Source organism: Thermosinus carboxydivorans Nor1 (assembly GCF_000169155.1).
GTDB classification, from domain to species: Bacteria; Bacillota; Negativicutes; order Sporomusales; family Thermosinaceae; genus Thermosinus; species Thermosinus carboxydivorans.
This window is the reverse complement of record NZ_AAWL01000012.1, coordinates 41,420-54,564: the sequence shown is the minus strand read 5'-3', so window position 1 is coordinate 54,564 and position 13,145 is coordinate 41,420. Positions and strand designations below refer to the sequence as shown.

Sequence of the window (13,145 nt, the reverse complement as noted above, 5' to 3'; positions counted from 1 at the left end):
GTGAAGTTATGGCTGAACGAATGAAAGCAGATGTAGTAATCATCGGCGGCGGGATTGTCGGCGCGGCGATTGCGCGGGAGTTGGCAAGGTTTGAACTTGATACCGTATTGGTAGAACGCCATCCCGATGTCGCCATGGGAACTTCCAAAGCCAACAGTGGCATTTTACATGCCGGTTTTGACGCGCAACCGGGCACGCTTAAGGCGAAGCTCAATGTGCGTGGTAATGATTTATACCGTCGCCTGCAGGAGGAGCTGGACCTGGAAATCAAATGGACCGGCTCACTGGTGATAGCCCACGATGCCGAAGGAATGCAAACAATTCACGAACTGCTGGACCGCGGCCGTGCCAATGGCGTTCCCGGCCTGGCCATTTTAGACAGGGAGGCAGTACTGGCGCGCGAACCTAAGTTGACTAAAGACGTTGTGGGCGCGTTGTGGGCGCCGACGGCGGGAGTGATTTGCCCCTTTGGCGCGGCGATTGCGATGGCGGAAAATGCCGTTCAGAACGGCGTACACGTCATCACTGAGTGCCCGGTCTATAAAATCGAAGCCGAGGGCGGCCGAATAAAGGGAGTGCATACCGGCCGGGGGTTTATCAGTGCCAAGTTCGTCGTCAACGCCGCCGGTGTGCAAGCTGATGACCTGAGTAGGTCGGCGGGGGATGAAAGTTTTTCCATCAGGGCGCGCAAGGGTGAATATATTTTGTTCGATAAGACGGTAGGAAAATGGGTGAACAGTATTATTTTCCCGACGCCGAGCAAAGTATCAAAAGGCATACTGGTTGCCCCTACCGTGCACGGCAATTTGTTTATCGGGCCTAATGCCCGGGAGGTGGATGACCGCGCCGACCTGTCTACCACGTCGCAAGGACTTGCCGAAATTATCAACGGCGCCCGACAGTTGGTACCTGACTTGCCGCTGCATGCCGCAATCACCCAGTTTGCCGGTCTGCGGGCAGCAGCAGACGGCGGCGATTTTATTATTCGGCCGTCGGCGACGGTGCGCGGGCTTGTCCATGCCGCGGGCATACAGTCGCCGGGGCTGACGGCGGCGCCAGCCATTGCCGAAAAAGTAGTGGATATCCTGCGCGAGGAAGGGCTTAACTTAAGGCCGAAGGCCTCTTTCAACCCTATAAAACCGCGGCGGATCAGGTTTAATGAGCTGACAAGGGACCAACAACGGGAACTTGTAGCAAGAAATCCGCTATATGGGAGGGTTATCTGCCGCTGCGAGACGGTGACGGAAGGAGAGATTGTCGCTGCCATTCACGCCCCCTGTGGCGCCAGGACGGTTGACGGCGTAAAAAGGCGCACCCGGGCGGGAATGGGACGGTGCCAGGGCGGATTTTGCGGCCCGCGTGTTGTCGCTATCCTAGCACGAGAACTTGGTATCCCGGTGACTGCCGTACGCAAGGACACTGCCCGGTCCTACCTGTTTTACGACAAAATCCCCAGAAGCTGTGAGGTGGACTGTCATGACAAAACGGAGTGCTGAACTTTGTTACGATGTAGCGGTAATCGGCGGGGGGCCGGCCGGACTAGCCGCCGCATACAGCGCGCGACAAAACGGCGCCAGACAGGTACTCATTATCGAGCGGGATCGGGAGCTGGGCGGCATATTGCAGCAGTGCATTCACAACGGCTTTGGCCTCCACCGTTTTCGTGAGGAACTGACCGGCCCGGGGTATGCCAGCCGTTATGTGAAACTGGTGGCCAATGACCCGGGAATTGTCGTACTACTTGACACAATGGTGTTGGAAGTCGGTCGGGACAAAACTGTCTGGGCGGTCAATCCCCGCGAAGGGCTGCTGGCGATCAGGACCAAGGCGATTGTTTTCGCCATGGGCTGCCGGGAACGGACCCGGGGCGCTATCCGCATTCCTGGCGGTCGGCCGGCAGGGGTGTTCACGGCAGGGGCTGCCCAGCGGATGGTCAATATGGAAGGGTATTTGCCCGGGAAGAAGGTCGTTATTTTAGGCTCTGGCGACATTGGCCTCATCATGGCCCGACGCATGACGCTCGAGGGTGCAACGGTCCAAGCGGTCATCGAGATAATGCCGTATTCCAACGGCCTGACGCGCAACATTGTTCAGTGCCTGGAGGACTATAACATTCCCTTGTATTTGTCCCACACCATCACCGCTATTCACGGCGGCGAACGGGTTACTGGGGTCACCGTTGCCAAAGTAGACGAAAACCGGCTGCCGCTGGCGGGAACGGAATTTGAACTAGAGTGCGACTGTGTACTCCTGTCAGTCGGCCTTATACCGGAAAACGAGCTGTCGCGATCCGCCGGAGTGGAAATCGACAGCATCACTGGTGGCCCGGTAGTAGACCAGTTCCGCCAGACCTCGCTACCCGGTTTTTTTGCCGCAGGCAATGTAGTGCATGTTCATGACCTTGTAGATTTTGTATCAGAAGAGGGGGAAACAGCAGGAAAATATGCAGTGCTGTACGCACAAGGTCAAATGGGCGATTATGTTCGGAAGATCAGCGTCTTGACCGGCGACGGGATGCGGTCGGTTGTACCGCAGCGCCTTAGCCTCTGCTCCGGATCAGATGATCCTGTTCGCTTATTCATGCGCGTTGCCCGGCCCGAGCAGCGCGTCACTATCCAAATAGCAGCAGGCGATAAGGTAATTCAGGAGCGCCGGTTGCCTGTTGCCAAACCGAGCGAAATGGTTGTGGTGGATATTCCTGCCGAAAAGTTGCACAATGTTGATGGCGAAATCGTCGTGTCAGTGAGACGTCAGGGTGGTGAAAAGCAATGAGTGAGATAAAGCGGCGCATCAGCTGCATTGTTTGTCCGCTAAGCTGTGAGGGAGAAATCATACTCGAAGGAGAGCAGATTACCGCCGTAACCGGGTTCACCTGCCCACGCGGCCAACAGTACGCCCGGGAGGAAGTAACGGCGCCGAAACGGATGCTGACAACGACCGTCCGGGTGGTCGGTGGCCAGCTGCCGCTCTTACCGGTGGTCTCGAAAGGACCGCTGCCAAAGGACAAGATTGTTGCTTGCGCGCGGTTCTTGTCAACGGTAACGGTAACTGCGCCGGTCAGCGAAGGCAATATTATTTGCGAAAACATCCTCGGCCTTGGCGTTGATATTGTCGCTAGTAGGGATTTGTCAGTCGTTGATAAAAATTAACCTAAAATCGACCTTTGATCGATTTGAAAGTATTACGTGCAAACTGCATGTTTTACGCATCTTGTTGAATAAACGTGGCATCAAAGTAGCCGATCCGGATAAAGGGCCGCGGGTATGCGGCACTTCTGAGGATCCAAGAGCTACACAACTCACTAACCCGGAAGAGACAGAGGTAACTAAAAATTTAACCTTCTCGTGAACTATCGGATTCCTCACTACGACAGCAGCCATGTTTATCAACATGCTGGTACCGGATAATACGCTGCTTTTCGGCGTTTGCTGGAAAAAACAGTAAAATGCACTATGGACCGGGTAGATTAATCTTTTGGTTGTTCTATCGAGTAGAAGGGGGCGGCTAGCCCCCGTCCTCTCACACCACCGGACGTGCGGGTCCGCATCCGGCGGTTCGCCAAGCTTGGCGAAGCTTTTGGTAACGTTCGGTTAAACTCATCAGGCCCTGGGCTCGCCAGTAGGCATTGCCCAGGGCTCTATTCATTGGCCCGTGGGCCATTCGCCATGGTCCTTTGCGGGTATTGGCGAATTCATGCACTACCCATTCCGGTAGTCCCAAAGCCCTTAACTCACTGTATCTGGTCCTCACTCGCTTCCACTGCTTCCACAGGCACATGCGTAATCTTCTCCGTATCCAGCCGTCTATGTTCTTAAAGACGCTGGGAGTATCCGCCAAGGCGAAGTATCCTATCCATCCTCCCAAATAGGTGTTCAGGCGTTCTATCCGCTCCGCCATTGATTGTGGAGCACTACGAGCAGTCGCTTCCCGGATTTTCTGTTTCACCCGGTCGATTGTTTGTGACGCCAGGCGGATGAGGATTTTCCCACCTTTGGCTTTATACATGCTAAAGCCCAGAAATTTCAGTTTCCACGGTCGGTCTACCATGCTTTTCTCTTCGTTCAGTTTGAGTTTTAACCGCTCCTGCAAGTAGTTGCGGACACTAGTCAATATTCTTTCACCCGCGCGCCTAGTCTTTACGTAGATATTGCAGTCATCGGCATAACGCATGAACTTGTGGCCACGTTTCTCCAGTTCCTTATCCAGGTCATCCAGTAGGATGTTGGCCAGGAGTGGGCTTAATGGTCCGCTTTGCGGTGTTCCTTCTTCCCTGTCCATGACCACACCATTGACCATGATGCCTGCCTGGAGATAGCGGCGGATGAGTTTTAACACTCTTTTGTCTGTTACTTTTCGGGCCACTCGGGCCATGAGTATATCATGGTTTACCCTGTCGAAGAATTTCTCAAGGTCCATGTCCACAGCCCATTCATAGCCTTCTTCCACGTATTGGCGCGCCTTCCTTACCGCATCATGTGCTTTCTTGCCAGGACGGAACCCGTAGCTGGCTTCGGAAAAGTGCGGGTCAAAGATATGCGTCAGTACCTGCAGAAGGGCCTGCTGGATCAGGCGGTCCATCACGGTGGGTATCCCCAGCATCCGTGTACCTCCTCCGCACTTTCGGGATTTCGACCCGGCGCACGGGCATCGGTTTGTAGGTACCCGCGAGCAGTTCTTCCCGGATGCGCGGCCATTCGGCGCGTATTTGGTCCCGAAGCCGGTCGGTCGGGATGCCATCAACTCTGGGCGCGCCTCCGTTTCGCTCTACCCGTTTCAGCGCGGCCGTCATATTACTTGTGGCCACCACCTGTTCCATCAGGCTGTTACCCTGGTCCCCGCGAGGTGATGTTCCGCTTTGTGCCGAAGAAGGGCTCGGCCCTCCTGCAGTTCGCCATCGCTTCACCACTTCCTCCCGCAGGTAGGCCCCTTTCGGGGTATTCTGCTTTCTTCGTCCTTCTTGCGAACGCATCGGTTTCACCTCTACTTGATGTTCGGGCCTCCCCTGAAGTTCATGACCTTCGAGGTACTATGCCCTCTGCTGACTCCTGCCGGCTCAGCCGAGCCTCTCGACCCGGGTTGCCAGCTTTAGCTAGCTTGCCGACAGGCCTCCCCGGGTAAGAACGCTGATTTTCCCCGCACGCCTGCCCCATTTACTCTACCGTCCTTTGGCAGCCTGGGATTTAGCTGTGTTACGCCAGCTCATCCGAACGGTCTAGCCTCGTATGGGGTTCTTGTTCATCAGGCCGCGGTTTTGCCTCCGGCTTCCTTCAGACCCTACCTCACGGTTGGCGCCCTTGCCCTTGGCTAGCGGGCTGGTGCTGCCTCGCCCGCAGTAGACTTTTACCACCTAGCCAGAGCCCATGTCGGGCGCACGTATATTAGCACCAGTGATGCAACAAGCGCTATAACTTTAAGTAAGGTTTCGGTCATAGTCCAAGTTTGCTAATCCGTTCGCAGTACTTGAAACAACAACGCACTCGTCACTATTTTTTGTCGGTCTTGATGGTTAACAAAAACATCAGAAGGGCTAAAAGCAGCCCGTAAAGTAATATGACATATTCACGCTGAAAAGCTTTCTATATAAGACACTACAAGGACTTTCTTGGGCCCTTGTTTAAAAAATTATGTTAACTCATCCGAGGATGTATGTCTTCTTAAAAAACTACAATGTCTTGACACTATCCGTGCAACTAGGCCCTTTTGACGCCCGCCGAGGGATATGGTATTGTAATAAGGAATATGATAGTACTAACGCCTGTTGGTTCCGGTCTGGCAAGGACAGCCCCGACCGGTCAAGCAACAGGCTAGGCGTGTTTTCCGAGCAAAGAGGTGTGATAATGCAACCGCTATTTGACGCAATCCAGACCGACAAGGCCTTGCAGCAGGCCTTGGCCGCCTGCACCGCGGCCAACAAGGCGAGCCTGATCTACGGCTTGACGGGAACGCAGAAAAGCGTTCTCCTCGCAGCCGCCTACCATAAAAAACCGCGTGCCACGTTTATTATCACCGTCTCCGGCGAAAGTCTCAGCCAGCTTAAGAGCGATTTAGCCACGCTTTTGCCAGCGGCGCCGGTCTTAGAGCTGCCGGCCCTTGACTTTGTTACCTTTTCGGTAACGGCTAAAAGCCTGGAATTAACGGCCCAGCGGCTGGATATTTACAGCCGCCTGCTGGGCGGGGAGCCGGTCATTGTCCTGGCGACAGCCGAAGCCATTATGCAGAAGGCGCCGCCGAAAGAGGAACTGGTAAACAGCCGCGTCAGCCTTGCTGCCGGCGGCATAGTTCAGCTCGAAAAACTATTGGCAACCCTGGTGCGCTTTGGCTACGAACGGGTCGACCAGGTCGACAATGTTGGCCAGTTCAGCGCCCGGGGCGGCATTATCGATATTTTTCCGCTTAATCGCCCCTATCCGCTGCGACTAGAGCTTTTTGGCGATGAAATCGACTCACTTAGGGAATTCGACCCGGCTACCCAGCGGTCGATCGGCGCCTTGGACAAAGCAGACATCATGCCCATCATCGAGCCCGAACACAGCGGTAAACGGACGACGGTACTGTCGTATCTTCCGGCCGACGGCTGCGTCGTTTTTGATGAACCGGCCCGGGTGCGGGAAGCGATGGCCAAGCTGATCAAGGAAAACCCGGAAATAAAACGCCGCGTTTATACCTGGCCCGATATTGCCGCCGCGGCGCAAGCCTTCAATGTTGTTTATTTGTCGCTGCTCCTCCAGAAAACGCCGTACACCGAACCGGGCGAGATTCACAGCATCACCGCTAAGGGGATCGCCCCGTTTCACCGGCAGATGGAGATGCTTGTTGACGAGCTTAAAGCTTGGCTTGACCGCAAGCTGCAGCCCGTTATTTTCATGACCAACCGCGACAAGGCGGTGCATTTGCAGCATAATTTGACGCAGGAAGGTGTTAGCGCGGTCTTTAGCGAGCAGCTGACTACCCTTGTTCCCGGCACGGTCATGATTACCGTCGGCGTGCTGGCCGGCGGCTTTGAACTGCCCCATGCCAAACTGGCAGTGCTAACCGAAAAGGACATTTTCGGCCGCCAGAAAAAAGGCATACGCCCCCGCGCCGCTAAAGGACAGCAAATCACTTATTTCCGCGATCTCAAGGTCGGCGACTATGTTGTCCATGTCAATCACGGCATTGGCAAGTATGCCGGTGTCGAGACGCTTGAGGTCGGGGGCGTGCATCGCGATTATTTTCTTATCCGTTATGCCGGCGAAGACAAAATTTACGTGCCTACCGACCAGGTACATCTGCTGCAGAAATACATTGGCGCCGAAGGCGAAGTGCCGCGTCTTCATCGGATGGGCGGCACCGAGTGGCAGAAGGCGACGAGCCGGGCCAAAGCGGCCGTGGCCGATTTGGCCAAGGAACTTATTGCCCTGTATGCCGCCCGCCAGGTGACGCCGGGCTTTGCTTTCGAGCCCGATACGCCGTGGCAGAAGGAGTTTGAGGAAGCCTTTCCGTATGAGGAAACGCCTGACCAACTGCAGGCCATTAGCGAGATCAAACGCGACATGGAAGCGCCGCGCCCGATGGATCGCTTGCTCTGTGGCGATGTCGGTTTTGGCAAGACAGAGGTAGCCATTCGCGCCGCTTTCAAGGCCGTGATGAGTGGCAAACAGGTGGCCGTGCTGGTGCCCACCACCGTTTTGGCTCAGCAGCATTACCAGACGTTCAGCAGCCGTTTCGCCGGTTTCGGCCCGGTGGTCGACGTTATCAGCCGCTTCCGCAGCCCCAAAGAACAGAAAGCCACACTGGCCAAGGTGCGCGCCGGCCAGGTGGACGTTCTCATCGGTACCCATCGCCTGCTCAATCCCGATGTCCAGTTCAAAGACCTCGGCCTTTTAATCGTGGACGAGGAGCAGCGCTTCGGAGTTGCCCAAAAAGAAAAACTTAAGAAGTGGCGCACCAATATAGATGTATTGACTTTGAGCGCCACCCCCATCCCGCGCACGCTGCATATGTCGCTGGTCGGCGCCCGCGACATGAGCATTATCGAGACGCCGCCGGAGGAGCGCTACCCGGTCCAAACCTATGTTGTCGAATACCACGAAGAAGTCGTCCGCGACGCCATCCGCCGCGAACTTAGGCGGGGCGGGCAGGTGTATTTTGTCTATAACCGCGTTCAGACCATCGATAAGATGCACAGCCGGCTGAGTGAGATTTTGCCGGATGCGCGCATTGGCGTGGCGCACGGGCAAATGAGCGAGGACCGGCTTGAACGGGTGATGCTCGATTTTTATGAGGGAAACTACGATATTTTAGTCTGTACCAGCATTATCGAGAGCGGCCTCGATGTGCCCAATGCCAATACCATTATCGTTTATGACGCCGACAAATTTGGCCTGGCCCAACTCTACCAAATGCGCGGCCGGGTCGGGCGCACCCACCGCATGGCGTATGCCTATTTTACCTATCAGCGGGACAAGGTGCTGACCGAGGTGGCGGAAAAGCGCCTGCAGGCCATCAAGGAGTTCGCCGAACTGGGCGCCGGTTTCAAAATTGCCATGCGTGACCTGGAAATCCGCGGCGCCGGCAATATCCTGGGGCCCCAGCAGCACGGCCATATTCTGAGCGTTGGTTTTGAAATGTACTGCCGGTTGCTTGACGAAGCGGTGCAGGAACTTCGTACCGGTAAAGTTGTGCAGCCGCCGCCCGAGCCGGTATTGGAGTTCAATGTTGACGCCTACCTCAGCGGTGACTATATCAGTGATGCGATGCACAAAATCGAGGTATATCAGCGGATTGCCGCCATTCGTACGGAAGAACATATTAGTGAATTGGTCGATGAGCTGATCGACCGGTTTGGTGAGCCGCCACAGCCCGTACAAAATCTGTTTATGGTCGCCCGCATCAAAAACTACGCCCGGGTGCTGGGCATCCGCTCCATATTTCAGCGACGCGACCATGTGGAGATCCAGTTTACCGACCGCCCCAATATTGGCCTTGACGATATTATGGCGCTGAAAAGCACCTATCCTGGCCGTGTGTCCATTCAGCCCGGTCCCCCGCAGACACTGCGGCTGAAGACGGTGAATTTGACCGAACCGGTTCTTGACTGGCTGGTCAAGGTTTTACGCCCCCTTAGCGAGTCGGCCGAAAAAAAGACGGCATTAGCGCCGTCCGCTGCCGGCGGGGACAATGAATAAAACGCGGAAGCCGGATATATACTATCACTAGACAAATGTCAAAAACTGTAGAAAAGGGGGGATTACTGGTGAAAGCGACTGGCATCGTCAGAAGGATTGACGATCTGGGCAGAGTTGTCATTCCGAAGGAAATTAGAAGGACATTACGGATTCGTGAAGGTGATCCATTAGAAATATATGTCGACCGTGAAGGCGAAGTAATTCTCAAGAAATATTCACCAGTTGGCGAATTGGGCGATTTTGCCAAGGAATACTGTGACTCCCTCTATGAAGCAATTGGCCATATCATCATGATCGCCGACCGGGATAACGTAGTTGCGGTCGCTGGCGCGTCGAAGAAAGAATTTCTCGGTAAGCCGCTAGGGCCTGCTGTCGAAAAAGTCATGGAAGAACGCAAGACGACGGTCATAAATAATCCCGGTGAATACAAGCACTGCAAAGGTTGCGTCACGGATTGCGAAGACGACCATACCTGCAAATTCACAGCGCAAGTAATTTCGCCCATTATTGTCGAGGGGGACACCATTGGGGCAGTAATTATCTGCTCCAAGCAACCAGGCGTCCAAATGGGAGAAATGGAAGTTAAACTAGCCGAAACCGCTGCGGGCTTTCTCGCTAAGCAAATGTCTCAATAACGCCTTCTTGGTTGGTTTAAGTAGCGGACGCCGTTCGCTACTTTTCTATTGGCCGGCGTTCTTATGAATGGCAAGCGCTTTTGCCTGGAAAGTATTTCCCCTGAGGGGGGAATTTTGCTATAATATAAAATGCTTCAAACATGAAAGGTTATGCCATGGGTTAACATTCAGGAGAGGACTGACTGGTATTGAGCAAGGATACATTCCTAAAGGGCGCCTTGATTTTGACGGTTGCCGGCATTATCGTCAAGGTTATCGGGTCGGTGAACCGTATTTTATTATCACGGCTACTGGGCGGCGAAGGGATTGGTCTGTACCAAATGGCCTATCCCATTTATCTTTTAGCCCTCAGTATTTCGTCGGCCGGCATTCCGGTAGCAATTTCCATTTTAATTGCCGAGAAGATTGCCCTTGGCGACTATCGCGGCGCTAACCGTGTTTTCCGCATTTCGCTGGCGGTACTGGCAGCAACCGGTATTATTTTTACGTTTTTACTTTACTACGGCGCAAATTGGCTGGTCGAATACCAGTTTGTGCGCGATCCGCGGGCCTACTACGCCATTGCCGCTTTGGCGCCGGCCATCTTTTTTGTCACCATCCTCTCCAGTTATCGCGGCTATTTTCAGGGATTGCAGCTCATGACGCCCACGGCCGTTTCCCAGATTGTGGAACAGCTGCTGCGCGTCGTCACCATGATCGTCCTGGCTTATCTACTAATGCCATATGGCCTGGAGTACGCGGCCGCCGGCGCGAGTTTCGGTGCCGGTCCGGGTGCGGCCGCCGGTCTGCTCGTTCTTATCTATTATTACTGGCGCCAGCGGAGGGAATTTCAGCGCAAAATCGCTGCCCAGCCTGATATGCGGCAGGAATCGGGTTTCAGAATCATCACCCGTATTGTCCGTCTGGCCTTTCCGGTATCGCTGGCTAACATTATGCTGCCGGTTGTTTCCAATATTGACCTCTTGATTGTGCCGGCCCGTCTGGAAGTCGCAGGGTTTACGGTCGAGCAGGCGACGGAACTTTTCGGTTATCTGACCGGGATGGCGGTGGCCCTGATCAACCTGCCCACCATCCTTACCGCATCGCTGGCGGCCAGCTTAGTGCCGGCCGTGTCCGAAGCTTATACGCTGGGCAACCGCGCGCGCATTTACCAGCGTACGGCAACGGCCATGCGCATCTCCAATCTTATTACCATTCCGGCTTTTGTTGGGATGTGGCTGCTGGCTACGCCCATTTCGCAGATGCTGTACGGCACGCCTAACGCCGGAGTGCCGATTGCCATCCTATCGGTAGGTATCGTCTTGCTCGGCATTCACCAGGTGACGACCGGGGTGCTGCAGGGCCTTGGGCATACGGCCATTCCCCTTGTTAACATGGTTATTTCGGCGGTGGTAAAGGTCATTATGAGCTGGACGTTAACCGCCATGCCGTCCCTGGGGATTAAAGGGGCCGCCTGGGCGTCGGTAGCTGACTTCGGTGTTGCCGCCCTGCTCAATATGTATTTTGTTTATCGCTATGTGGGTTTCAGCATTGATTGGAAAGACACGTTTAAAACAATGGCAGCGACAGCCGTCATGGGCGGTATTGTGCTGCTTGTTTATGACGCCATTATGACTAAGACCTTTAGCAACACGCTGGCTACGTTGGCGGCCATTGCTGCGGGCGGCGCCGTATACGGTATTGTTCTCTTACTGGTAGGCGGCGTTAGCGAACGGGACGTCCAGCGCATTCCGCGGGTAGGGCCGGATTTAGCCCGCCTGCTACACACATTCCGATTGTTGAGGCGATAATATGGGCAAAATTACGATTGTTGGGCTGGGGCCGGGGGCCTTAAGCCTGCTTACCGTCGAAGCCTGGGATACGCTTCGCGCGGCTCAAACGCTCTTGCTGAGGACGGCGCGTCACCCTTGCGTGGACGATTTGGCGCGGCGCGGGCTTTTGTTCACAAGTTACGACGCTGTTTACGACGAAAAAACTTCTTTCGAAGAAGTTTACCGCACGATTGCCGCTGATGTAGTTTCCCGCGCCGCCGGCGGCGAAGAAGTGGTTTTTGCCGTGCCGGGCAGTCCCCTGGTGGCCGAGCGCGCGGTGGCTCTTATCCGGGAGCAGGCCAAGGCGCAGGGCATTCCGGTCGCCATTGTGCCGGGCATGAGTTTTCTGGAAGTGTTGTATACCCGGTTGGGTATCGACCCCATCCACGGCCTGACGGTTGTGGACGCGGCCGAGCTGGACAAGCTGCCGCCCGATCTTCCGACCGGCCTGGTCGTGACCCAGGTCTACAACCGGCAGGTAGCGTCGGAGACCAAGCTGACACTAATGGACTATTTTGGCGATGATTATCCCGTTACGGTGGTGCAGAGTCTCAGCCTGCCTGATGAACAAGTCCGGACTATTCCCCTGTATGAACTGGACCGTCTGTCGGTGATCGACCACCTTACCAGTGTGTATGTGCCGCCAAGACCGGCCAAAGCCACGCGCTTCAATCTCGACCCTATCGTCGAGGTGATGGCGACTTTGCGTTCCCCAGGCGGCTGTGTGTGGGATATTGAGCAAACCCATGCCAGCTTGCGGCGCTATCTTGTCGAAGAAGTATATGAAGTGCTGGAGGCCATTGACCTGGCCGATGCGGACAAACTATGCGAGGAGCTTGGCGACCTGCTCCTGCAAATTGTCTTTCACGCCCGCATCGCCGAGGAGAGCGGTGCCTTTTCCATGCAGGACGTAATTGACGGCGTAACGGAAAAGATGATCCGCCGCCACCCCCATGTTTTTGGCGATATCACGGTCCGCGACGCCGCCGAGGTCGTGCTTAATTGGGAGAAAATTAAAAAGCAGGAAAAGGGCGGGGCACCAGCCTCTGTCCTTGCCGGTATCCCGAACGGCCTGCCCAGTCTGATGCAAGCTTATAAACTGCAGGCTAAGGCGGCGAAAGTTGGTTTTGACTGGGACGACATCGGCCCGGTATGGGCGAAGATTGACGAAGAGCTGGCCGAACTCCGCGCCGCGGTGCAAAGCGGCAAGCAAAGTTGCTGCGAAGACGAACTGGGCGACGTACTGTTTGCCGTTGTTAATTTGGCGCGCTTTTTAGACATCGATCCCGAAACCGCTCTCAATCATACCAACAACAAATTTCGGCGGCGGTTCGCTCATATCGAAGAAACGGTTGCCGCGCAGGGCCTCAGGTGGCAGGATCTAACCCTGGCCGAGCTCGACCGTCTGTGGGAGGAGGCTAAGGCCAAAGAAACAGGAAAAAATAAGTAATGTTTGGTAATTTGTAGAAGGAATAAAAACCAGAATAGCGAATAATGCTATTCGTAACAATTATGGACAACTATATTGAGGA

9 protein-coding genes are annotated in these 13,145 nt (G+C 55.0%); 7 read left to right on the top strand and 2 right to left on the bottom strand.

The features are described from left to right. Positions 1-8: 8 nt before the first annotated feature. From TCARDRAFT_RS09425 to TCARDRAFT_RS09415, 3 genes are read left to right on the top strand one after another with little or no spacing between them, the layout of a single operon-like run. Positions 9-1,496, top strand: coding sequence for an NAD(P)/FAD-dependent oxidoreductase (locus tag TCARDRAFT_RS09425; protein ID WP_007289759.1), 1,488 nt, complete (start codon positions 9-11; stop codon positions 1,494-1,496). Continuing rightward, the gene (locus TCARDRAFT_RS09420; RefSeq protein WP_007289758.1) at positions 1,477-2,772 is read left to right on the top strand and encodes an NAD(P)/FAD-dependent oxidoreductase; all 1,296 of its coding nucleotides are present in this window, start codon (positions 1,477-1,479) and stop codon (positions 2,770-2,772) included. The genes TCARDRAFT_RS09425 and TCARDRAFT_RS09420 overlap by 20 nt, the downstream gene beginning before the upstream one ends. Beyond that, complete coding sequence (locus tag TCARDRAFT_RS09415) at positions 2,769-3,149, top strand: DUF1667 domain-containing protein (protein ID WP_007289757.1); 381 nt, start codon at positions 2,769-2,771, stop codon at positions 3,147-3,149. The genes TCARDRAFT_RS09420 and TCARDRAFT_RS09415 overlap by 4 nt, the downstream gene beginning before the upstream one ends. 370 nt (positions 3,150-3,519) lie before the next feature. Here the strand turns inward: TCARDRAFT_RS09415 and ltrA are convergent, their stop codons facing one another. Together ltrA and TCARDRAFT_RS15820 are read right to left on the bottom strand one after the other, a co-directional pair. Beyond that, entirely contained in the window at positions 3,520-4,599 is a 1,080-nt protein-coding gene (gene ltrA / locus TCARDRAFT_RS09410; RefSeq protein ID WP_198003920.1) for a group II intron reverse transcriptase/maturase, read from the bottom strand. Then, positions 4,526-4,816: a hypothetical protein gene (locus tag TCARDRAFT_RS15820; RefSeq protein ID WP_198003919.1), complete on the bottom strand. Its 291-nt coding sequence runs from the start codon at positions 4,814-4,816 to the stop codon at positions 4,526-4,528. The genes ltrA and TCARDRAFT_RS15820 overlap by 74 nt, the downstream gene beginning before the upstream one ends. A gap of 1,021 nt (positions 4,817-5,837) precedes the next feature. On the opposite strand from TCARDRAFT_RS15820, the gene mfd reads away from it, so the two are divergent. The 4 genes from mfd to yabN all read left to right on the top strand — a co-directional run bounded on the left by mfd (position 5,838) and on the right by yabN (position 13,063). Then, a complete protein-coding gene (mfd, locus tag TCARDRAFT_RS09405) occupies positions 5,838-9,167 on the top strand; it encodes a transcription-repair coupling factor (protein ID WP_007289755.1) in 3,330 nt (1,109 codons plus the stop codon). Between the two features lie 68 nt (positions 9,168-9,235). Continuing rightward, positions 9,236-9,802 carry a stage V sporulation protein T gene (spoVT, locus tag TCARDRAFT_RS09400; protein ID WP_007289754.1) on the top strand — a complete coding sequence of 189 codons (567 nt, stop codon included), beginning with the start codon at positions 9,236-9,238 and terminating at the stop codon, positions 9,800-9,802. A gap of 188 nt (positions 9,803-9,990) precedes the next feature. Then, the gene (locus tag TCARDRAFT_RS09395) at positions 9,991-11,592 is read left to right on the top strand and encodes a putative polysaccharide biosynthesis protein (RefSeq protein ID WP_007289753.1); all 1,602 of its coding nucleotides are present in this window, start codon (positions 9,991-9,993) and stop codon (positions 11,590-11,592) included. A 1-nt stretch (position 11,593) separates the two neighbouring features. After that, the gene (gene yabN / locus TCARDRAFT_RS09390) at positions 11,594-13,063 is read left to right on the top strand and encodes a bifunctional methyltransferase/pyrophosphohydrolase YabN (RefSeq protein ID WP_007289752.1); all 1,470 of its coding nucleotides are present in this window, start codon (positions 11,594-11,596) and stop codon (positions 13,061-13,063) included. Positions 13,064-13,145 lie beyond the last annotated feature (82 nt).

Coding starts and splice junctions, on each gene's coding strand:
- yabN (WP_007289752.1), top strand. CDS start 11,594: ATGGGCAAAATTACGATTGTTGGGCTGGGGCCGGGGGCCTTAAGCCTG.
- TCARDRAFT_RS09420 (WP_007289758.1), top strand. CDS start 1,477: ATGACAAAACGGAGTGCTGAACTTTGTTACGATGTAGCGGTAATCGGC.
- TCARDRAFT_RS09425 (WP_007289759.1), top strand. CDS start 9: ATGGCTGAACGAATGAAAGCAGATGTAGTAATCATCGGCGGCGGGATT.
- mfd (WP_007289755.1), top strand. CDS start 5,838: ATGCAACCGCTATTTGACGCAATCCAGACCGACAAGGCCTTGCAGCAG.
- TCARDRAFT_RS15820 (WP_198003919.1), bottom strand. CDS start 4,816: ATGGAACAGGTGGTGGCCACAAGTAATATGACGGCCGCGCTGAAACGG.
- ltrA (WP_198003920.1), bottom strand. CDS start 4,599: ATGCTGGGGATACCCACCGTGATGGACCGCCTGATCCAGCAGGCCCTT.
- TCARDRAFT_RS09415 (WP_007289757.1), top strand. CDS start 2,769: ATGAGTGAGATAAAGCGGCGCATCAGCTGCATTGTTTGTCCGCTAAGC.